22 protein-coding genes are annotated in these 21,004 nt (G+C 72.0%); 14 read left to right on the forward strand and 8 right to left on the reverse strand.

Going from position 1 to position 21,004, the window contains the following annotated elements; genetic code table 11:
- Position 1: 1 nt before the first annotated feature.
- Genes xylB through ACYVF4_RS08130 form a run of 4 tightly spaced genes read left to right on the forward strand, consistent with a single transcriptional unit; the run spans position 2 to position 4,339 of the window.
- Positions 2-1,492 carry a xylulokinase gene (gene xylB, locus ACYVF4_RS08115; protein ID WP_460721540.1) on the forward strand — a complete coding sequence of 497 codons (1,491 nt, stop codon included), beginning with the start codon at positions 2-4 and terminating at the stop codon, positions 1,490-1,492.
- A complete protein-coding gene (locus ACYVF4_RS08120) occupies positions 1,492-2,475 on the forward strand; it encodes an NAD(P)-dependent oxidoreductase (RefSeq protein WP_460721542.1) in 984 nt (327 codons plus the stop codon). Before xylB ends, ACYVF4_RS08120 begins: the two co-directional genes overlap by 1 nt.
- Positions 2,472-3,395, forward strand: coding sequence for a shikimate dehydrogenase family protein (locus tag ACYVF4_RS08125; protein ID WP_460721544.1), 924 nt, complete (start codon positions 2,472-2,474; stop codon positions 3,393-3,395). The genes ACYVF4_RS08120 and ACYVF4_RS08125 overlap by 4 nt, the downstream gene beginning before the upstream one ends.
- Complete coding sequence (locus ACYVF4_RS08130) at positions 3,392-4,339, forward strand: phosphotriesterase family protein (RefSeq protein WP_460721546.1); 948 nt, start codon at positions 3,392-3,394, stop codon at positions 4,337-4,339. The genes ACYVF4_RS08125 and ACYVF4_RS08130 overlap by 4 nt, the downstream gene beginning before the upstream one ends.
- 101 nt (positions 4,340-4,440) lie before the next feature.
- Here the strand turns inward: ACYVF4_RS08130 and ACYVF4_RS08135 are convergent, their stop codons facing one another.
- The 3 genes from ACYVF4_RS08135 to ACYVF4_RS08145 all read right to left on the reverse strand — a co-directional run bounded on the left by ACYVF4_RS08135 (position 4,441) and on the right by ACYVF4_RS08145 (position 8,103).
- On the reverse strand, positions 4,441-5,439 hold the full coding sequence (locus ACYVF4_RS08135; protein ID WP_460721548.1) for a substrate-binding domain-containing protein: 999 nt from the start codon (positions 5,437-5,439) through the stop codon (positions 4,441-4,443).
- A 127-nt stretch (positions 5,440-5,566) separates the two neighbouring features.
- Entirely contained in the window at positions 5,567-6,601 is a 1,035-nt protein-coding gene (locus ACYVF4_RS08140) for an ABC transporter permease (protein ID WP_460721550.1), read from the reverse strand.
- Positions 6,598-8,103, reverse strand: coding sequence for a sugar ABC transporter ATP-binding protein (locus ACYVF4_RS08145; RefSeq protein WP_460721552.1), 1,506 nt, complete (start codon positions 8,101-8,103; stop codon positions 6,598-6,600). The genes ACYVF4_RS08140 and ACYVF4_RS08145 overlap by 4 nt, the downstream gene beginning before the upstream one ends.
- 151 nt (positions 8,104-8,254) lie before the next feature.
- Here ACYVF4_RS08145 and ACYVF4_RS08150 point away from each other — a divergent pair, with 151 nt between their 5' ends.
- A complete protein-coding gene (locus ACYVF4_RS08150; RefSeq protein WP_460721554.1) occupies positions 8,255-9,130 on the forward strand; it encodes a sugar phosphate isomerase/epimerase family protein in 876 nt (291 codons plus the stop codon).
- Positions 9,131-9,194: 64 nt separating this feature from the next.
- On the opposite strand, the gene ACYVF4_RS08155 is transcribed toward ACYVF4_RS08150, so the two are convergent.
- The 3 genes from ACYVF4_RS08155 to ACYVF4_RS08165 are packed head-to-tail and all read right to left on the reverse strand — an operon-like array spanning position 9,195 to position 11,882.
- Positions 9,195-9,608, reverse strand: coding sequence for an RbsD/FucU family protein (locus tag ACYVF4_RS08155; RefSeq protein ID WP_460721556.1), 414 nt, complete (start codon positions 9,606-9,608; stop codon positions 9,195-9,197).
- A gap of 14 nt (positions 9,609-9,622) precedes the next feature.
- Entirely contained in the window at positions 9,623-10,603 is a 981-nt protein-coding gene (locus tag ACYVF4_RS08160; protein ID WP_460723080.1) for an aldo/keto reductase, read from the reverse strand.
- Positions 10,590-11,882, reverse strand: a complete 1,293-nt coding sequence (locus tag ACYVF4_RS08165) for an L-fuconate dehydratase (RefSeq protein ID WP_460721558.1) — start codon at positions 11,880-11,882, stop codon at positions 10,590-10,592. Before ACYVF4_RS08165 ends, ACYVF4_RS08160 begins: the two co-directional genes overlap by 14 nt.
- 129 nt (positions 11,883-12,011) lie before the next feature.
- Here ACYVF4_RS08165 and ACYVF4_RS08170 point away from each other — a divergent pair, with 129 nt between their 5' ends.
- Positions 12,012-12,872: a fumarylacetoacetate hydrolase family protein gene (locus tag ACYVF4_RS08170; protein WP_460721560.1), complete on the forward strand. Its 861-nt coding sequence runs from the start codon at positions 12,012-12,014 to the stop codon at positions 12,870-12,872.
- Complete coding sequence (locus tag ACYVF4_RS08175) at positions 12,854-13,624, forward strand: SDR family NAD(P)-dependent oxidoreductase (protein WP_460721562.1); 771 nt, start codon at positions 12,854-12,856, stop codon at positions 13,622-13,624. Before ACYVF4_RS08170 ends, ACYVF4_RS08175 begins: the two co-directional genes overlap by 19 nt.
- 15 nt (positions 13,625-13,639) lie before the next feature.
- On the opposite strand, the gene ACYVF4_RS08180 is transcribed toward ACYVF4_RS08175, so the two are convergent.
- Positions 13,640-14,467 (reverse strand): amidohydrolase family protein, encoded by an 828-nt coding sequence (locus ACYVF4_RS08180; RefSeq protein ID WP_460721564.1) that lies wholly within the window; start codon positions 14,465-14,467, stop codon positions 13,640-13,642.
- 64 nt (positions 14,468-14,531) lie between these two features.
- Between ACYVF4_RS08180 and ACYVF4_RS08185 the strand changes: the two genes are divergently transcribed.
- A complete protein-coding gene (locus ACYVF4_RS08185) occupies positions 14,532-15,221 on the forward strand; it encodes a FadR/GntR family transcriptional regulator (protein WP_460721566.1) in 690 nt (229 codons plus the stop codon).
- On the opposite strand, the gene ACYVF4_RS08190 is transcribed toward ACYVF4_RS08185, so the two are convergent.
- Positions 15,205-15,861 (reverse strand): transaldolase family protein, encoded by a 657-nt coding sequence (locus tag ACYVF4_RS08190; RefSeq protein WP_460721568.1) that lies wholly within the window; start codon positions 15,859-15,861, stop codon positions 15,205-15,207. The two genes, ACYVF4_RS08185 and ACYVF4_RS08190, sit on opposite strands and share 17 nt — an antisense overlap.
- Before the next feature lie 88 nt (positions 15,862-15,949).
- Here ACYVF4_RS08190 and ACYVF4_RS08195 point away from each other — a divergent pair, with 88 nt between their 5' ends.
- The 6 genes from ACYVF4_RS08195 to ACYVF4_RS08220 all read left to right on the forward strand — a co-directional run bounded on the left by ACYVF4_RS08195 (position 15,950) and on the right by ACYVF4_RS08220 (position 20,995).
- Positions 15,950-16,939: a ribokinase gene (locus ACYVF4_RS08195; protein WP_460721570.1), complete on the forward strand. Its 990-nt coding sequence runs from the start codon at positions 15,950-15,952 to the stop codon at positions 16,937-16,939.
- Entirely contained in the window at positions 16,936-17,340 is a 405-nt protein-coding gene (gene rbsD, locus ACYVF4_RS08200) for a D-ribose pyranase (protein WP_460721572.1), read from the forward strand. The genes ACYVF4_RS08195 and rbsD overlap by 4 nt, the downstream gene beginning before the upstream one ends.
- Positions 17,321-18,130, forward strand: coding sequence for a GntR family transcriptional regulator (locus tag ACYVF4_RS08205; protein ID WP_460721574.1), 810 nt, complete (start codon positions 17,321-17,323; stop codon positions 18,128-18,130). Before rbsD ends, ACYVF4_RS08205 begins: the two co-directional genes overlap by 20 nt.
- Before the next feature lie 5 nt (positions 18,131-18,135).
- Positions 18,136-19,122, forward strand: coding sequence for a LacI family DNA-binding transcriptional regulator (locus ACYVF4_RS08210; RefSeq protein WP_460721576.1), 987 nt, complete (start codon positions 18,136-18,138; stop codon positions 19,120-19,122).
- A 146-nt stretch (positions 19,123-19,268) separates the two neighbouring features.
- Entirely contained in the window at positions 19,269-19,937 is a 669-nt protein-coding gene (locus ACYVF4_RS08215) for a GntR family transcriptional regulator (protein WP_460721577.1), read from the forward strand.
- Between the two features lie 89 nt (positions 19,938-20,026).
- Positions 20,027-20,995 carry a tripartite tricarboxylate transporter substrate binding protein gene (locus ACYVF4_RS08220; RefSeq protein ID WP_460721579.1) on the forward strand — a complete coding sequence of 323 codons (969 nt, stop codon included), beginning with the start codon at positions 20,027-20,029 and terminating at the stop codon, positions 20,993-20,995.
- Positions 20,996-21,004: the final 9 nt, after the last annotated feature.

Genomic DNA, 21,004 nt, shown 5'->3' on the forward strand with positions numbered 1-21,004 from the left:
CATGCTCATCGCCCACGACCTCGGCACGACCGGCGACAAGGCGTCGCTGCACCGCGACGACGGCACGCTGCTGGCGGCGGTGACCGTCGGCTACGGCACCCACTACGCCGCCGGCGGCGTCGCCGAGCAGGACCCCCGCCAGTGGTGGGGTGCCGTCGTCGAGGCGACGCGCACCCTGATCCGTCAGGCGGAGGATGCCGCGGACGCCGTCACCGGCATCGTCATCAGCGGTCAGATGATGGGCGCCGTGCTGCTGGACGAGCACGGCGCGCCCGTCCGCCCCGCGATCATCTGGGCCGACACCCGGGCGGGAGCGCAGGCGGAGCGCCTGTCTGCGGCGCTCGGCGACGAGCGGGCGTACCGCATGCTGGGCCACCGGCTGAACCCCACCTACTCGATCGAGAAGGTCATGTGGGTCCGCGACCACGAGCCCGACGTGTGGCGCCGGGTGCGGCGGTTCTGCATCGCCAAGGACTACATCGTGCTGCGCCTCACCGGGCGCCTGGCCACCGACCGCTCCGACGCCAGCGGCACCAACGCGTACGACCAGCTGAGCGGGGACTGGTCCCCCGAGGTCCTGGCCGCGGCAGGCCTGGACGCCGGGCTCTTCCCCGAGATCGTCGACTCCGTCACCGTCGTCGGCGACCTGCTGCCGGACGCGGCCGAGGCCCTCGGCCTGCCCGCCGGCGTGCGCGTGGTGATGGGCGGCGGCGACGGCCCGATGGCCGCGGTCGGCTCGGGCGTCGTCGCGCCCGAGGACGGCGCGTACGTGTGCCTGGGGACCTCGTCGTGGATCTCGTTCGCATCTGCCACGCCGCTGCACGACCCGCACCGCCGCACCTTCACGTTCGACCATGTCGTGCCCGGCATGTTCGTCCCGACCGCGACGATGCAGGCCGGCGGCGCCTCGATCCAGTGGATCGCCGAGGCCCTGTCGGCCGATCCGGCGCGGCCCGAGACCGGGCGGCTGGTCGGCGAGGCCGGCGGCGACATCGACACCGGCGGCCTGTACTTCCTGCCCTACCTGCTCGGCGAGCGTTCGCCGTGGTGGAACCCGGACGCGCGCGCGGCGTTCGTGGGCATCGGCCGCCATCACGACCGCCGCCACCTGGTGCGCGCCGTCCTCGAGGGCGTCGGCTTCAACCTGCTGTCGTGCCTGCACGCGTTCCGGGATGCCGGGGCCACGATCGACCGCATCGACGCGGTCGGCGGGGGCGCGCAGAGCGACGTGCTGCTGGGGGTGCTCGCCGACATCTGGGGGATCCCCGTCCGTCGGCGGACCGTCGTCGAAGAGGCCAACAGCCTGGGAGCGGCCGTCACCGGCGCCGCGGCCCTGGGCGTCGCCGACTTCTCGGCCGCGCGCTCGCTCAGCGCCGTGACCGCCGAGTTCACCCCCGACCCCGCCCGGCGCGCGGCCTATGCCGCCCGCCACGCGGAGTTCGTCGCCGCCTACACCGCCCTCGAACCCTGGTTCGCCCGAAAGGAGGCCTGATGGCCGTCATCCTCGTCACCAGCCGATCGTTCGGCGACGGAGCCGCCGACCTCGCCGCGCAGCTCGAGTCCGCCGGCCACACCCTGGTCCGCGCCGCCTCGCACCACGATGTGGACGAGCTCTCCGGCATCCTGCCCACCGTCGACGCCTGGGTCGCGGGCACCGGTCCGGTCACCGCCGCCCACCTCGCCCTCGCCCCGCGCCTGCGTGTGATCGCCCGCTACGGCGTCGGCGTCGAAGCCGTCGACGTCGACGAGGCCACGCGGCGGGGCATCGTGGTGACGAACACCCCCGGCGCCAACGCCGACGCCGTCGCCGACCACGCCGTCGGCCTCATGCTCGCCGCCCTGCGGCACACCGTCGACGGCGACCGCCGTGTGCGCGCCGGCGACTGGTCCGCGCGCCGCGGCCGCCAGCTCGGGGCCGCGGTCGTCGGGGTCGTCGGCTTCGGACGGATCGGCCGCGGGGTCGCCGCACGGCTGTCGGGGTTCGGCTCCCGCATCCTCGCGTTCGACCCGTACCTTCCCGAGGCGGACGTCCGCGCCGCGGGCGCCGAGCCCGCCGACGTCGACGCCATCTTCGCCGCCGCCGACGTCATCACGCTGCACGCCCCCGGCGGGCAGACCCTCGTCGACGCCGCGCGGCTGGCGCTGCTGCGCCCGGGCGCCGTCATCGTCAACACCGCGCGCGCGGACCTCGTCGACGAGCAGGCCGTCGCCGACGCGCTCCGCGGCGGGTCGCTCGGCGCGTACGCCGCCGACATGCTCGCCGGCGACACCGCCGGCGGCGACAGTCCGCTGCTGGCCGCCGACCTCGCCGACCGCGTCACCGTCACCCCGCACCTCGGCGCCCAGACCGTCGAGGCGGTCGACCTGATGGGCCAGGGGGCGCTCGACAACGCCCTCGCCGTGCTCGACGGGCGCGCCGCCCGCAACGCCGTCAACACTCCGGCTGCGCCGGCCGCCACGAAGAAGGACGCATGAGCGCCGACCACATGGGATTCGTCGGGGTCAGCACGGCCTCGTCCTCGATCAACGCCGTCTTCCCGCTGTGGGCGCGCATCCTGGACCTGCCCACCGACCGGCTCGTCGGCCACGACCTGCCGCTGGACGCCACGCGCGAGCAGTACCGTGAGCTTGTGGCGCACATCCGCGACGACCCGCATCACCGCGGCGCGCTGGTGACCACGCACAAGATGAACGTGTTCGCCGCGGCGTCCGACATGTTCGACGACCTCGACGACTTCGCCACCTCGTGCCGCGAGATCTCCAGCATCTCCAAGCGCGGCGACCGGCTCATCGGGCAGGCGAAGGACCCGCTCACCGTCTCGCTGGCGCTGGACGACTTCCTGCCGCGCGACCACTTCGCCCGCACGGGCGGCGAGCTGCTGGTGCTCGGGGCGGGCGGATCCGGCACCGCCCTCACGTGGGCGATCGCCGAGCGCGACCCGTCCGAGCGGCCGGCCCGCGTCACGGTGACCGCGTTGTCGGACTCCGAGCTCGACCACCTGCGCGCCGTGCACGAGCGGCGGGGGACCCCGCCCGAGCTGATCCGGTACGTCAGGATCACCACGGATGCGGACACCGCCGCCCTCGTCGCGGCGCTGCCCCCGGCATCCGTCGTGGTCAACGCCACCGGCCTCGGCAAGGATCGTCCCGGATCGCCCCTGCCCGACGACGTCGTCTTCCCGCAGGGCGGGAAGGTGTGGGAGTTCAACTACCGTGGCTCGCTGGAGTTCCTGCACCAGGCGCGGGCGCGGGCGGAGTCCCGCGGGCTCGAGGTCGTCGACGGCTGGCGGTACTTCATCCACGGCTGGTCGCAGGTCGTCGCCGACGTCTTCGACCTGCGGCTCACCCCCGACCTGGTCGACCGGCTGGCAGAGGCGGCGGAGACCACGCGATGATCCGGACGGTGCTCGGCGACATCCCCGGCGACGCGCTGGGGGCGACGGACTACCACGAGCACCTGTTCCAGACCTCGCCGCTGCTGCCCGGCGACGACCTCGACGACGAGCGCGCGTCGGGCGCCGAGGCGGCGTCGCTCCGCGACAGCGGGTTCGCGGCCATGGTCGACGCGACGCCCCTGGGCCTCGGCCGCGACCCCGAGGCCATCGCGCGGATCAGCGCCGCCACCGGGCTGCGAGTGGTGGCCACGACCGGCCGGCACCGCGAGGCGCACTACCCCGAGACGCACCCCGTGCGAGGGCTGCGGGGCGAGCGGCTGATCCGGCGACTGGTCGCCGACATCGCCGACGGGATGCCGGCGGACGAGGCTGCCCCCGACACCCCGGCGCAGGCGCCCGACGGCGCGCCGGTGCGTGCCGGGCTGCTGAAGGCCGGCATCGACTACTGGCGGATCTCGCCGTTCGAGCACGAGACGCTCGAGGCCGTCGCCGCCGCCCACCGTGAGACGGGTGTGCCGGTGATGGTGCACCTGGAGTTCTGCACGGCGGCGCAGGAGGTGCTCGATCTGCTCGAGTCGGGCGGCGTCGCCGCCCACCGGGTCGTTCTCGCCCACGCCGACCGCGACCCCGACCCCGTGCTGCACGTCGAGCTCGCCGCGCGCGGGGCCTACCTCGGCTACGACGGATGCGCGCGCCCGCGCACGCGCAGCGACGCCGAGCTCGTCGCCCTCACCGAGCGCGTGATCGCCGCCGGGGCGGGCGACCGCGTCGTGCTCGGCGGCGACGTCGCCCGCCGCACCCGGTACCTCTCGTACGGCGGGATGCCGGGACTGCGCTACCTCGGCGAGCGGTACGTCCCGCGGCTGCGGGCGGCGCTCGGCGACGACGTCGTCACCGGCATCCTGGTCCGAAACCCCGCCCGTCTGCTGACCCTCGGGCGCTGACGGCGGCGAACCACGGCTGCGCGCCCGGTACGCGTCCCGCGAACCTCGCCCGGAAACACGGATGCCCCCGTCCGAGGACGGGGGCATCCGCTACGCGCGGGTCACTCGTAGAGGACCGCGGCGATCTTCGGGTCGTCGATGTTCTCGGCGTCGTACCAGTACGAGCCGGTGTCGTAGAACTCCTCGACCTCGTCACCGTTGGCGGCGTCGTAGGCGGCCTGCACGACCGTGGCGCCGATGCCGATCGGGTCCTGCGTGATGGCGCCGGCCATCGTGCCGTCCTTGATCGCGTTGATCTGGGCGGCGCCGGAGTCGAAGCCGACGATGGTCAGCTCGCCCTTGGGCAGGCCGAGCTCGTTGACGGCGTTGACGACGCCGATCGCCGAGCCCTCGTTGGTGCCGTAGATGCCCTTGAGGTCCGGGTGGGCCGAGATCATCGCCTTGGCGATGTCCGCCGACTTCAGGTGGTCGCCGTCACCGTACTGGATGTCGACGATCTCGATGTCGGGGAAGTTGGCCTCGATCTCTTCGACGAAGCCGTCGCGGCGCTCGACACCGGTGGAGTTGATCTGGCTGTGGCCGACGATCGCGACCTCGCCCTCGCCGCCGATGAGCTCGGCCATGTGCTGCGCCGCCAGCGCGCCCGCGGCCTTGCTGTCGGTCGCGGCCAGCGACTGCGAGTACTCGCTGTCGCACGGTGCGTCGAACTCGACGATCGGGATGCCGGCGGCCTCCGCGGTGTTGTACAGCGGGATGCAGGCCTCGGGGTCGAGCGCGGCGTACGCGATGGCGTCGGGGCCGCGGTCGATCGCGGTCTGCAGCATCTGCAGCTGCGCGTCGACCTCGGTCTCGGAGGCGGGGCCGTCGAAGGTGATCTCGACGCCGAGCTCGGCGGCCTTCTCTTCGGCGCCCTGCTTGACCGCCTGCCAGAACTGGTGCTGGAAGCCCTTGGACACCATCGCGATGTACATCTTGTCACCGTCGCCGCTCGGTGCGTCCGTGGCGCCGTCGGTGGTGCCGGCGCCCGAGTTGCAGCCGGCGAACATGAGGGATGCCGCCGCCAGGGTTGCGGCGAAGGCGACCTTCTTGCCGTACTTCATGGAAACTCCATTGTTTGTTGGGTGGTGACCGGGGGATCCGGTCGATTGCGGACTGGTATGGGTGTGCCGAAGGGTCCGCCGTCACGGTCGTGACGGGCCGGCGGCGGGCACATCGCCGCCGGCGAGGTCAGGTGGCGTTGCGGTTGCGCAGCGAGTCGAAGAACACGGCGATGAGGATGACGATGCCCACCACGACGTTCTGCCACTCGGTCTGGATGGCCATGATGCGCAGGCCGTTGATCAGCACGCTCATGATCAGCGCACCGATCACCGTGCCGAGGATCGATCCGCGGCCGCCCAGCAGGGACGTGCCGCCGATGATGACCGCGGCGATCGCCTGCAGTTCGTAGCCGACGCCGAGCTGGGGCTGGGCGGAGTCCAGCCGCGAGGCCAGGACGACGCCCGCGATGCCGGTGAAGGCGCCCGCGAACATGTAGATCATGATCTTCCAGCGGCGGGTGTTCACGCCCGACAGGCGGGTCGCCTCTTCGTTGGAGCCGATCGCGAAGGTGTAGCGGCCGAGGATCGACTTGTTCAGCGTCAGGTAGGCCACCACGGCGAGGATCAGCGTGATGAGGACGGCGTTCGGCAGGCCCGGGACGAGCGTGCCGAGGGCGATCTGCTTGAAGTCCGGCGCGGGGCCCGAGAAGTAGATCGGACGCACGCCCGAGATCACGAGCGCCAGGCCCTGCGCGATCATCATCATCGCCAGCGTCGCGATGAACGGCGGCAGTCGCAGGAAGGTGATGTTGAGGCCGTTGATCATGCCCATCAGCACGCCCGTGGCGATGCCGCCCAGGACGCCGATCCAGACCGGCAGCCCGAGATTGGCGATGAAGACGCCGGTCATCACCGCCGAGAGGGTCATGCCGGTGCCGATCGACAGGTCGATGCCGCCGGTGATGATCACGAACGTCGTTCCCAGAGCCAGGATGCCGATGACCGCGGTGGCCAGCAGGATGCCCGAGATGTTGCTCCAGGTCAGGAAGTTGTTGCCGAAGACCGAGAAGAAGACGATCAGGACGATCAGCGTCCCGAACGCCAGGGACTGCTGGAGCTGGCGCCTCAGGAAGGCGGCGATCCCCCCGGACGAGTTCGGCTCGTCGACGGCGGTCTGGATCACCGTCGTCGTTGACGGTCCCGGGGTGTTCTGCGTGCTCATTCTTCCTCCTCCGCGTGCGCGGCCAACTGCATGATCTTTTCCTGGCTCGCCTCTTCGTTGCGAAGAGTGCCGGTGACTCGTCCGTTCGCCATCACGACGATCCGGTTCGCGACGCGGAGGATCTCCGGGAGCTCCGACGAGATGACGATGATCGACTTGCCGCTGTCGGCGAGGTCGCGCATCACGCGGTAGATCTCCTCCTTGGCCCCGACGTCGATGCCGCGCGTGGGCTCGTCGAAGATGAGCACGTCGCAGTCGCGCAGCAGCCATCTGGCGATGACGACCTTCTGCTGGTTGCCGCCCGAGAGCAGCTTCACCACCTGGTTCACCGACGGGGTCTTCACGCGGAGCTTGCGCACGTAGTCCTTGGCGATGTTCTTGGCCTTGCCGTCGGACATCCAGCCGATGTTGTTGGCGTAGCGGCCGAGGGAGGCCAGCACGGTGTTGAACGTGACGTCCTGCTCGAGCATCAGCCCGAGGAGCTTCCGGTCCTCGCTCAGGTAGCCGACCCCTCGCCGCACCGCGTCGGCGGGCTGGTGGATCTTGGCCTCGCGGCCGGCGATGGTGATGACGCCGCCGTCCCGCGGGTCCGCGCCGATGATCGCCCGTGCGGTCTCGGTGCGGCCGGCCCCCATGAGGCCGGCGAAGCCGAGGATCTCGCCCCGGTGGAGCTGGAAGCTGACGTCGTCGAGCAGCGCCTTGGTCGACAGGCCCTGCACGTCGAGGACGACGGGGTCGTTCAGGTGCTCGCGGGCCACAGGCCGGCGGCCCTCGTCGATCTTGCGGCCGACCATCATCTCGATGATCCGGGGGATCGAGATGTCCGCTCGCTCGAGCGAGCCGATGTAGGTGCCGTCGCGGAGCACCGTCACCCGGTCGGCGAGCCGGCGGAGCTCGTCCATGCGGTGCGAGATGTAGACGATCGCGGTGCCGCGCTCCTTCAGCTGCGCGATCAGGGCGAACAGCGTCTCGACCTCGGTGTCGGTGAGCGCCGAGGTCGGCTCGTCCATGATGAGCACCTTGGCGTCGAAGGACAGCGCCTTGGCGATCTCGACCATCTGCTGCTTCGCGACGGTCAGGTCCCCGACGAGCTGCTTGGCGTCGACGTTGATGCCCAGTCGCTGCAGCAGCTGGCGCGCCTGGCGGTTCAGGCGGCTCTCGGACACGAACGGCCCGACCTTCGGCTCGCGGCCGATGTAGATGTTCTGCGCGGCCGTCAGGTCGGGCATGAGGTTCATCTCCTGGTGGATGATCGTCACGCCCATGTGCTGCGCCTGCAGCGGGCCGGGGATCTCGACCTCTTCGCCGTTGAACAGGATGCGGCCGCTGTCCTTCTGGTAGATCCCCGAGAGGATCTTCATCAGCGTGGACTTGCCGGCGCCGTTCTCACCGACGAGGACGAGGACTTCGCCGGGGTACACCTCGAGGTGGACGTCCTTGAGGGCCTGGACTCCGGGGAATCCCTTGCTGATGCCCTCGACTTTGAGGATGGGTTCACTCACTGTTTCACCTGCTTCGTCGGAGGTCGGGTCGGTCGCGTCGCCGGGACTTGTATCTCAATGTATCTATCCGTCCATCGAATTGAAAGACCTGTAATAACATCTCGGTCACAACCTTCCCTCGACGGTCGCGGGACGGTGCGAGGGAGGAACCATGCTCATCGGTGCGCACGCGCTCGTCTTCACGGGGACGTTCGATCGCGAGGGACTGACGACCGCCGTCGAGGGAGCGTCCCGCGCCGGATTCGACCTGCTCGAGATCCCCCTCATGGAGCCGGAGGGCTTCGATGCGGCGCTCGCCGGCAGTCTCGCCGCCGATCACGGACTCGCCGTGACCGCATCGCTCGGCCTGACCGATGCCACCGACCTCACCAGCGCGGACGAGGGCGCGCGTGCCGCCGGCGAGCGCATGCTGGAGCAGTGCATCGCGCACGTGGCCGCCATGGGCGGCGACGTGCTGTGCGGCGTGATCTACTCCGCGATGCGCAAGTACGACCGGCCCGCGACGGCGGAGGGCGTGGCGGCGAGCCAGGCGGCGCTGGGCAGGCTCGCCCGCCGGGCTGCGGACAGCGGAGTGCGCCTGTCGCTCGAGATCGTCAACCGTTACGAGACCAACGTCGCCAACACCGCGGCCGACGGCCTGCGACTGCTCGGCGGCATCGACGGCGACGTGACGCTGCACCTGGACACCTATCACGCCAACATCGAGGAGAACTCGTTCGGCGACGCGGTGCGGACCGCCGGCGACCTGCTCGGCTACGTCCACATCGGCGAGAGCCACCGCGGCTACCTGGGCACCGGATCGGTCGACTTCGACGACGTCTTCGCCGCGCTCGCCGCCCGCGGCTACGACGGCCCGGTGGTGTTCGAGTCCTTCTCGTCCGCCGTGGTGAGCCCGTCGCTCAGCAACGCGCTGGGCATCTGGCGGAACCTGTGGGACGACCCCCACGATCTCGCCGCCCACGCCCGCCGATTCATCGGCGACGGCGTCGCGCGTGCCGCCCTGGCTCATTCCGTCTCCTCGTCGTAGACCTGGCGCGAGCATATGCTGAAATCGATTTCAGCGCTACCCTCCGACCGAAACATGGCACGCGTCAGCGGCGTCCCACGACACCCTTGCGCAGCAGGGCGTTGCCGTACACGCGCGTCTCGCCCGTCCTGATCACCAGGTACGCCTTGGCGGCCTCGTCGTAGTACGCGAACCGCTCGAGGAGCCGGGTGGTGTCCGCCGTCGTCCCCGCGGCGGACATGAGTTCGCGCTGCACCTCGAGCACCGAGCCGTCGGCCGAGGCCATCAGGTCCAGCGCCGGGGCGTCGTCGAGGGGGAGGACGGTGCGGATCGCCGCCACGACGTCGGGGGTGGTCGTGCCGGGCAGATCCATCACGCGACGGCCGACCGCCGCCGCGGGGAAGTGCGCGTCGGCGATCACCACGGCGTCGGAGTGCCCCATGTCGTCGAGGTGGTGCAGCAGAGCCCCGGTCAGCAGGGGGTGGATTCCTTCGAGCATCGATGCTCCTCGGTTCAGGCGGGGATGAGCCCCGCGGCGGTGAGTTCGTCCCAGAATCCCTCGGGGATGGGCGACGACATGTACGCGGCGTTCTGGCGCAGGTGATCCGGCCGGCTCGCGCCGACGACGACCGAGGCGACGGCGCGCTCCCGCAGCGGGAACTGCACGGCCGCGGCGGGCAGCGGGACGTCCCACGCGCGGCACACCGCGAGGATCCGCTGCAGGCGATCCCACACCCCGTCGGGCACGTCGCCGTACTCGTACCGGGCGGACCTCTCCGGGGTCGCCGATGCCAGCAGGCCCGAATTGAACACCGACGCGGCGACGACATCCACTCCGCGCTCCCGGCAGGCGCCGAGTGCGCCCCGCGCGGCATCCGGTTCGATCAGGGTGTGGCGGCCCGCGATCATCACGACGTCCAGGTCGGCGGCCCGCACGGCCGTCTCGACCGCATCGGCGACCATCGACCCGACGCCCACCGCGCGCACGACGCCGTCCGCCCGGAGCTGCTCGAGACCCGGCAGCGCCTCGGCGACGGCCTGCTCCAGGTCGTGGCGCTCGGGGTCGTGCAGGTAGAGGATGTCGACGCGGTCCAGGCCCAGCCGCTCCAGCGATTCTTCGAGACTCGTGCGCACGCCCTCGGCGCTCAGGTCCCACTCGCGGCGCAGGGTCGTGCGCACGTGGAAGTCCGCCGCCAGATCCAGCCCGCCGTCGTCGTCCGGATTCGGCCGCAGCAGGCGGCCCGCCTTCGTAGAGAGGACGAACTCGTCGCGGGGCTTCGTCCGCAGGAACTCGCCCAGCCGCCGCTCCGACAGCCCCAGGCCGTAATGAGGGGCGGTGTCGAAGTACCGGATGCCGGACTCCCAGGCCGTCTCGAGGATCGCCGTCGCCTCGGCATCCGTCAGCGGACGGAAGAGGTTGCCGAGGTTGGCCGCCCCGTAGGCGAGGGTGCTCAGAGCGGGGGTGGGCGAGGCGCGGTCCTCAGCCGCGCGCATGCGCACCGGTCCAGGTGTAGGAGCGGATGCTGTCGGCCTTCATCTGCATCCCCGTTCCGGGCGCGGTGGGGGCGAGGTAGGAGCCGCCGACGATGCGGGTGGGAGTCTCGAAGTGCTCGTGCAGGTGATCGACGTACTCGATGACCCGGCCCTCGCGGGTGCCGCTGACGGCGACGAAGTCGAACATCGACAGGTGCTGCACCGCCTCGCACAGGCCCACGCCGCCGGCGTGCGGGCACACCGGCACGCCGAACTTCGCCGCCAGCAGCAGGTTCGCGATGTTCTCGTTGACGCCGCCCACGCGCACGGCGTCGATCTGCATGACCGAGATGGCCTCGGCCTGCAGCAGCTGCTTGAAGATCACGCGGTTCTGCGCGTGCTCGCCGGTCGCGACCCGGATCGGGGCGATCGCGCGGCGGATCTCGGCGTGGCCGAGGATGTCGTCGGGGCTCGTGGGCTCCTCGATCCAGGCCGGGTCGAAGGGGGCGAGGGCGGTGACCCACCGGATCGCCTCGTCGACCTCCCACCGCTGGTTCGCGTCGATGGCGATGGGGAAGCCCTCGCCGCACACCTCGCGAGCGATCCGCAGCCGGCGCACGTCGTCGTCGAGATCGGCGCCGACCTTCAGCTTGATCTGGGTGAAGCCGTCCTCGAGCGCCTCGCGGCACAGGCGCGCCAGCTTCTCGTCGGAGTACCCGAGCCAGCCGGGGCTGGTCGTGTACGCCGGGTACCCGGTGGCCAGCAGCTCCGCCTCGCGGCCGGCGCGGCCCGGTTCGGCGGCGCGCAGGATCTGGAGGGCCTCGGCCGGCGTGAGCGCGTTCGTCAGGTAGCGGAAGTCGACCAGGCCGACCAGTTCTTCGGGGGTCATGCGCGCCAGCAGCTGCCACAGCGGCAGGCCCGCGCGCTTGGCCTTGATGTCCCACAGCGCATTGACCACGGCGCCGATGGCCATGTGCATGACGCCCTTCTCGGGCCCGAGCCACCGCAGCTGCGAGTCGCCGACGAGTTCGCGCCACGTGCCGCCCATGTCGTCCAGCAGCGGCTCGAGCTCGCGGCCCTCGAGGTGGCCGGCGAGGGCGGCGATCGCGGCGACCTGCACGTCGTTGCCGCGCCCGATGGTGAACACGAAGGAGTGACCGCTCTCGTCGGAGGCATCGGTGACGACGCGGACGTAGGCGGCCGAGTAGTCCGGGTCCGGGTTCATCGCGTCGGAGCCGTCGAGGCTCAGCGACGTGGGGAAGCGGACGTCGGTGGTCTCGAGCCGGACGATGCGGGTCATGGGAAGTCCTTGTCTGCCACTGGGATTCGATCGGCGCTCGCAGTTTAAACATCCGATGTCTATAGTGTCAACGAGGGTCTGACCTCGGCGCGCACCCCGTGCGCCGACGCCCCTTCGCGAAGGAGAGCCATGAAATTCGCACGCCTCGGGCCGCGCGGACACGAGATCCCCGTGGTCGTCCACGAGGGCCGGCACCTCGACCTGCGCCCCGTGACATCCGATGTCGACGGCGCGTTCCTGGCAGCCGATCCGGTCGCCGTGGTGGGCCGGGCGATCGCGGAGGGCGCGCTGACGCCTCTCGACGGCGCCGCGGAGCTGCGGGTCGGCGCCCCCATCGCGCGTCCGTCGGCCGTCATCTGCGTGGGCATGAACTACGCCGCCCACGCGGCCGAGTCGGGATCGGCGCCGCCCGAGGTGCCGATCATCTTCCTGAAGACGCCGAACACGGTGTCGGGCCCGGATGACGACGTCGTCATCCCCCGCGGCAGCGCGAAGACGGACTGGGAGGTCGAGCTGGGCGTCGTCATCGGCGAGCGCGCGTCCTACCTGGACAGCCCCGCGGATGCCGCGGCCCACATCGCCGGCTACGTCGTGGCCAACGATCTGTCGGAGCGCGCCTTCCAGCTCGAGGTCTCGGGCGGCCAGTGGTCGAAGGGCAAGTGCGCGCCCGGCTTCAGCCCCGTCGGCCCGTGGCTGGTCACCGCCGACGAGGTCGACGCCCGCGACCTGAGGCTGCGCAGCTACGTCAACGGCGAGGCGCGGCAGGATTCGACCACCGCAGATCTCATCTTCCCCGTCGACGAGATCGTGTGGCACCTGTCGCAGTACCTGACCCTCGAGCCGGGCGACCTCGTCCTCACCGGCACGCCCGAGGGTGTCGCGCTGTCGGGCCGCTTCCCCTACCTCGCCCCCGGTGACGTCGTCGAGATCGAGATCGAGGGTCTCGGGCGGCAGCGGCAGCGGATGCTGGCGTGGGAGGCCTCGTCGTGACCGGGGCGCTGTCCGACCTCGTCGCCGTCGTCACCGGCGGCGCCTCGGGGATCGGCGCGGCCGTCGCCGAGCGGCTGATCGCCGACGGTGCCCGCGTCGCGGTGCTCGACCTCGACCCGTCCGCCGCCGACCCCCGCACCCACGGCATCCGGGTGGACGTGTCGGACCGGCCGGGAGTGGACGCCGCCGTCCGCGAGGCCGCGGAGCACTTCGGCCGGATCGACATCGTCGTCAACTGCGCCGGCATCGGGGCGGTGGGCGACGTCGCCGCCAACGACGACGCGGAGTGGGCGCGCGTGCTGTCGATCAACGTCACCGGGATCGCCCGCGTCAGCGCCGCCGCGCTGCCGTGGCTGCGCTCCTCGCCGCACGCGGCGATCTGCAACATCTCGTCGATCGCGGCGACCGCCGGGCTGCCGCAGCGCGCCCTGTACAGCGCGTCCAAGGGCGCGGTCGCCGCGCTCACCCGCGCCATGGCCGCCGACCACCTGCGCGAGGGCATCCGTGTAAACGCGGTGAACCCGGGGACCGCCGACACCCCGTGGGTGGCGCGGCTGCTCGCCGCGGCATCCGACCCCGCCGCGGAGCGGGCTGCCCTCGAGGCTCGCCAGCCCCACGGCCGGCTGGTGTCGCCGCAAGAGGTCGCCGAAGCGGTGCGCTACCTCGTCGGCCCTGGCGCGGGATCGACCACCGGCACCGTCATCGAGGTCGACGGGGGCATGGGCCAGCTGCGCCTGCGGCCGGAGCGCTGAGCCCCCGTACCGGGCTCAGCCCAGGCCGTACACGCGGTGGGCGTTGCCCCACAGCACGGCGTCTGCCTCGTCCGCGCTGAGGCGCGTCGCCCACCGGCTCACGGCCGAGACCCATTCGCCGTACGGGCCCGAGACCGGCCAGTCGCCGCCGAAGAGCAGGCGTCCGGGGCCGAACGCCTCGGCGGCCGCGTCGAGGTACGGGGCCACCAGCGTGGCATCCCAGCCGGGCCCCGCCTCCGCCGGCAGCCCCGACAGCTTGCAGACCACGTTCGGCCGCTCGGCCACGCGCGCCAGCCCCGCTCGCCACGCCGCGCCGACCTCGCCGCCGACCGTCGGCTTGGCGAGGTGATCGAGCACGATCGTGAGCTGCGGCACGGCGTCGGCGAGCTGCGCGACGTCGTCGAGCTGGTGCGGGCGGATGCAGGCGTCGAAGGTCAGCCCGGCCCCCGCCGTCGCGCGGGCCCCGGCGACGAACGCGTCGCTCACGGCGAAGCCCACCGGCTCGTCCTGCAGCAGACGTCGGACCCCTGCCACCAGGCTCCGCGACCGCAGCGCCTCGAGATCGGCGGCGACGGCGGCTCCTCGCTCGAGCGCGGCGCGGGCGACGATGCCGACGATCCCCGCACGCCCGGCGCGCTCGCCGACCCAGTCGACCTCGGCGAGCGTCTGATCGGCCCGGCACTCGGCCTGAACGAACACGAACGCGCGCTGCGCGGGCGGCGCCGAAGCCAGGGCGTCCTGCAGCTCGGGGACGTCGAAGCGCGCCCGCAGGGGGCCGTCGAGCCACGCGTACTCCAGCACGGCGGGGTCCCACAGGTGCAGATGGCTGTCGAGCAGGCGCATGACCCCATTGTGGCCCGTCGCACCGCGCGCCCGACCCAGACGTCGGACGTCTAGCATGGGCGTCATGGCGCTCACGGATCAGGCGATCGAGAGGATCAAGGCGATGATCGTCAGCGGCGAGCTGAAGCCGGGGGACCGGCTGCCGCCCGAGAAAGAGCTGTCCGAGCGCCTGGGGCTCTCGCGCAACTCGCTGCGCGAGGCGGTCAAGGCCCTCGAGGTCATCCGGGTGCTGAGCGTCCGCCGCGGCGACGGCACCTACGTCACGAGCCTCGAACCGGCGCTGCTGCTCGAGGCGATCTCGTTCATGGTCGACCTGCACGACGACACCTCGCTGCTCGAGGTGTTCCAGGTCCGCCGGGTCCTGGAGTCCCACGCGACGGCCGCGGCGGCGCGGCGCAGGGTGGCCGCCGACCTCGCCGAGCTCACCGCCGAGGTGGACGGGATCGCCCCGACCACCGATGTCGAGGCCCTCGTCGCGCACGACCTGCGCTTCCACGCCAGGGTGGCCGCCATCTCGGGCAACGCCTACCTGGCCAGCCTGCTGGACTCGCTCAGCAGCGCCACCGTCCGCGCGAGGGTGTGGCGCGGCGTCACCGAAGCCGGGGCGGTGACCCGGACGCTCGCCGAGCACCGCGCGATCGTCGAGGCCATCGAGGACGGCGATGCGGATCTCGCCGCGGCGCTCGCCACCGCCCACGTCGCCGGCGTGGAGCGCTGGCTGCGCCGCGCCGCCGGGATCAGCGAAGGCGACTGATCGCCGCGGCGAACTCCGCCGCCGAGCGGTCGCTGGTGTCGTCGTGGAAGACCGCGTCGAGGACGGCCGGCGCCGCGGTGAAATACGACACCCCGGCCTCGCGCAGGGTCACCAGATCGTCGGGGCTGCGCAGGCTCGCCGCCAGGACGTCCGTGCCGCTGCCGACGCACACCCCCTGCATCCGCTCGATGAGCGCCGCGCCGTCGACCCCCGCGTCGTTCAGCCTGCAGAGGTAGGGGGCGATGTACCGGGCGCCGAGAGAGGCCGCCGCCAGAGCCTGGGCGGCGGAGTACACCGCCGTCACCAGCACCTCGGCGCCCTCGTCCACCAGCACGCGGGTGGCGGCGAACCCGGCGCGGGTCGCCGGAACCTTCACCGACACGCGGTCGCCGAGCGCGAGCAGGTGGCGCGCGTTGGCGAGCAGCTCGGCGGAGTCGTCGCCCCAGCTTTGGAAGAACACCTCGGACGCGCCCTCCGAGGTCCACCGCTCGTACAGCGCGGGCAGGTCGCTCAGGCGCTGACCCCCGCGCTCGAGGATCGTCGGGTTCGTCGTCACGCCCCGCACCAGCCCGTCGCGAAGAAGGGGAGCGACGGCATCGACGTCCGCGCTGTCGACGTAGAGGACGGGGGCGGCGCGCATCGGACTCCTCGGCTCGTCCTGTCATTACAGGTTCTGCTCCGATAATGTAATGACAGCTGACGGCGAAGTCAAAGATCCGGGAGGTCTCATGCCCAGCCCCGATTCCCGCCCCGCACACGGCGTCGCCGTCGTGGGGAGCGTGACCGCCGACCTGACCACCTTCTCGCAGCGCCTGCCGGTGCCGGGCGAGACGATCCTCGGCGACGACTTCACGCTCGTCCTCGGCGGCAAGGGGGCCAACCAGGCGGTGGCGGCCGGACGCGCCGGTGCCCGCACGAGCTTCATCGGGTGCGTGGGCAGCGACCTGTTCCACGACATGATCGTGGACGGTCTCACCGAGGCCGGCGTGGACCTGGATCACCTGCGGACCGTTCCCGGCCCGACCGGCATCGCCCACATCCGGGTCGACGCGTCCGCCCAGAACGACATCGTCATGGTGCCGCTGGCCAACGCCGCCCTGAGCGTCGAGCAGATCGACGCCGCGCTCGACGCCCTCGCCGGCCGGGCCACCGTCCTGCTCACGCAGCTCGAGATCCCCGTCGAGCTCGCATGCCACGCGGTGAAGACCGGGCGCGAGCGCGGGCTGACCGTCGTGCTCGACCCGGCGCCCGCTGCGGACCTGCCCGACGACGTATGGGCCTCGATCGACGTCATCACCCCCAACGAGAGCGAGGCGGCCCGCATCACCGGGATCGCGGTCACCGACCCGGCCGGCGCCGAGCGCGCGGGCCGGTGGTTCCTGGACCGCGGGGTCACGGCCGCGGTAATCACCCTCGCCGGCGCCGGCGCGATGCTGGTCACCGCCGACGGCGCCGAGCTGATCGAGCCCTTCGCGGTGACAGCCGTGGACACCACCGCCGCGGGCGACGCGTTCTCGGGGTACCTCGGCGCCGCGCTCGCCGAGGGTGAGACGCTCCAGCACGCGGTGCGGCTCGCCGCGGCGGCGGGAGCCCTCGCCGTCACGATCCGCGGGGCCTCGCCCAGCCTGCCGCTGCGCGCGCAGGTCGAACAGCTGCGGACGGCCTCGGGGCGTCCGGCATCCCTCACGATGGAGCACGAAAGCGAGGCCGCGCGATGAGAAGCACCCGCACCACCATCAACCCGGCGCTGTCCCGTGTCATCAGCGAGACCGGCCACACCGACCTCATCGTCGTCACCGACGCGGGCCTGCCGATCCCCGCCGGCAGCGAGCGCATCGACCTCGCCTACCGGCCCGGGGCGCCCGCGTTCTTCGACGTCCTGGACACCGTCCTGGCTGAGATGGTCGTCGAGGGCGCCACGGTCTCGGCCGAGGTCGCCGAGGTCAGCCCCGACGTGCTCGCCGCCCTGCACGACCGGTTCGACCCGCTCGGCATCGAGATCGAACTGGTGCCGCACGTGGACTTCAAGCGCCTCACCCACCAGGCGCGCGCGTTCGTGCGCTCGGGCGAGTACACCCCCTACGCCAATGTGATCCTCCATGCCGGCGTCGCATACTGACCCTGAGCCGGCGGCGGTCATCGACCGGTCGTCGCCGTCGCCGATGTACGACCAGCTGCGCCGGCTGATCCTCGACGGCATCGCCACGCACAGCCTCAAGCCCGGCGACCTGCTGCCCGGCGAGCACCGCCTGTGCGAGCAGTACGGCATCTCGCGCACCGTCGTGCGGCAGGCCCTCGGCCAGCTCGAGAACGAGGGCATCATCGAGCGGGTCAAGGGCAAGGGCACCTTCGTCGCCCGCCCGAAGACCAGCGAGGCGCTCATGCACTCGCTCATCGGACTGTACGACGACGTCGAGCGCCGCGGCGGCCACGTGCGCAGCGACGTGCTGAGCCATGAGCGGATGCCGGCACCCGCCGACGTCGCCGAGGCGCTGGAGCTGGCACCCGGCGACCCGGTGGTGGTGCTCGAGCGGCTGCGCTACGTCGACGGCGAGCCGTGGTCGCTGTCGACCACTTACATGCCCGAGGCCGTGGGCGCCCTCACCTTCGGCGCGGACCTGCGTGACGCCTCGCTGTACCGGCTGCTGGCCGAGCACGGCGTCAGCGCCGCGTCGGGGGTGCGCTCGGCCGAGGCCACCGTCGCGACGGCCGCGCAGGCCGAGATGCTCGGCATCCCCGAGGGCACCGCTCTGCTGCACCTGCGCAGCGTGAGCCGCGACCACAGCGGGGCGCCCTTCGAGTACTTCACGGCGTACCACCGCGGCGACCGTAGCCGGTTCGAGTTCCAGTTGCGCTCCGAACTCGTCCAGGCGACGCTGGTGCCCACCGGCCTGTCCGCCGCCGGGTGACGGCCGTGGCCACCATCTACGACGTCGCGCGGCGGGCCGGGGTGTCTCCGGCGACGGTCTCGCGCGTCTTCAACGGCATCCCCGTCTCACCCGCGAAGGCCGAGGCGGTGCGGCGCGCCGTGGACGAGCTGAAGTTCGTGCCGAACCGCACGGCGCGGACGCTCCGGACGCAGAACGCCCACGCGATCGCGCTTGTCATCCCCGACATCGAGAACCCGTACTTCACCGAGATGGCCCGCGGCATCGAGGACGTCGCCTCGGCGGCCGGCTACTCGGTGATGCTGTGCAACACCGACGGAGACCTCGAGAAGGAGGCCGGCTACCTGTCGGTCGCGGCATCCGCCCATATGGCCGGCGTCGTCATCGCTGCCGCGGACCCCGACAGCGACGTGTCGCCGTTCGCGGGCGGCGGGCGCCCCGTGGTGGCGGTCGACCGGCGGACGGCCCACGACGTCGACTCCGTCGTGATGGCCAACCGTGAGGCCGGCGCGCTCGCGACGACGCAGCTGTGGAATGCCGGCTACCGGCGGATCGCGTGCATCACCGGGCCCGAGTCCATCGAGACCGCGCGCGATCGCGCCGCCGGCTGGGCCGACGCCCTCGCCGCCCGGGGCGCCGATCCCTCGCCCGCGCTGCTGCGACACGCGCCCTTCCGCGTCGACGGCGGCCGGGACGGCGTGGACGAGCTGCTCGACGCGCCCGACGCGCCCGACGCGTTCGTGGCCGGGAACAACCTCATCGGCGTGGGCGTGCTGCAGCGGCTGGCCGAGCGCGGACTCACCCCGCCCCGCGTCGGCGTCGCGGTCATCGGCTCGCTGCCCTACACGACGCTGCCGCCCGCGGCCGTGACCGTCGTCCGCCTGCCCGCCCGCAAGATGGGGATGTCGGCGGCGCGCATGCTGCTCGAGCGGATCGGCGGCGAGGCCGGCCCCACGCGCTCCGTCGTCCTGCACGGCAAGGTCCGCCCCGCCGACCCCGCCCCCGGCCGTTGAGCGAGCGAAGCGAGACGAAACGCAGCCTGTCGCCCCGACCCGGTCGTTGAGCGAGCGAAGCGAGACGAAACGCGCCCCCGGTATGCGCCCGCTTCCCCGAACCCTCTCCCGCGCCGTACTCTGTTGACTGTCGACAGGAGACGAAGATGGCGGGAACGCTGCAGAGGGCGGCATCGTTGGGGCAGCAGATCGCCGACATCGTGCGGCAGCGCATCGTCCGGGGCGACCTGCGGCCCGGGGACCGGCTCACAGAAGAGGGGCTCGCCGAGGAGTTCCAGGTCAGCCGCGGGCCCGTCCGCGACGCGATCACCCAACTGAACTTCGAGAAGCTGATCGAGGTGCACAAGCCGCGCGGGATCTATGTCACGGGGCTGACCTCCGCCGATGTCGAGCAGCTGTACAGCCTGCGCCAGGCGCTGGAGCAGCTCGCCCTCCAGCGCGCCATGAGAGTGGGCGACGACGCGCGCTGGCGCGGCATGCGCGAGGCCGTCTCGCGCATGCTGCAGGCGGCGGACGGGTCGGACCACGCGGCGTTCCTGGAAGCCGACCTCGACTTCCACGCGCAGATCTACGCGCTCGCCGATCACCCTCGCCTCGAGGGCGCGTGGCGGCAGTATCTGCCGACCTTCACCAGCCTGCTCGAGGTCACGGTCAACCACGACGAGGACCTGCACGAAGCGGCGGCGGCCCACGATCGCCTCTACGCCGTCATGCGCTCGGGCGATCTGGAGGCGGCATCCCGGGTTCTCGAGGATCATCTGGCCGGCGCCGAAGAGCGCATGATGCTCGAGATCGCCGCGCGGCAAGAGCACTGATCCGGCCAGTGTTGACTGTTAACAGTCAACACTGCTACGGTCGAATCAGCCGACAACAGGGTCGGCTCCTGCACTCCTGAGGAGCAAAGATGCCCCGTACGCGCATCGCCCGCCTCGTCGCCGCCACCGCGGCCATCGCGGCCACCGCACTCGTCCTCTCGGCCTGCTCGAAGGTCGACGAGCCCGGCGCCGCCGAGAGCGACTTCCCCGAGAAGGACATCCGCCTCATCATCCAGGCGAACCCGGGGGGCGGGTCGGACCTCTCTTCACGCGCTCTGGCGACCGAGCTCGAGGGCATCCTCGACGTCAGCGTCATCCCCGAGAACATGCCGGGCGCCGCGGGCGCCCTGGCGATGGAGTACGTCGGCCAGCAGCCCGCCGACGGATACGTCCTCGGCTTCGCGCCCGTCGAGATCGCCATGCTGAACACGACTCAGGGCGCCGACGTCCTGCCTGAGAACTACGACCTGCTCGGTCAGATCATGCTCGCGCCGGGCGTCGTCACCGTCGCCGCGGACAGCGACATCACCTCGCTCGAGGACCTCGTCGCCGCCGCGCAGGACCGCGACGTGACGGTCGCGAACTCCGGCGCAGGCTCGATCTGGGAGGCCGCAACGCGGGGCCTCGCGGCCGAGACGGGCGGCTCGTTCACGCCCGTCCCCTACGACGGCGGCGCGACTGCGGTCTCGGCGGCGGCGTCCGGCGAGACGGATGCCGCGGTGTCGGGCCTCGGTGAGGCACTCGCGCAGGGCGACGCCGTGCGCATCCTCGCGGTGCTCCACGACGAGCGTCACCCGGACGCCCCCGACGTCCCCACCGCGGGCGAGGCGATCGGATCCGACATCGTCTTCGGCGGCTGGGGAGGGATCTACGCGCCCGCGGGCCTGCCCGACGACGTCAAGCAGACCCTCGAGTCCGCCATCGGCGAGGCCGTCGCCAGCGACGCGTACCAGCAGTTCCAGGAGGACGCCGGCAACCTCGTCGTCTACCGCGATTCCGCGGAGTGGACGGCGTTCGTCGACGACGAGTTCGCCCGCTTCCAGGACCTGCTCGGCTGACATGCGAAT

The organism is Microbacterium aureliae (assembly GCF_054780155.1).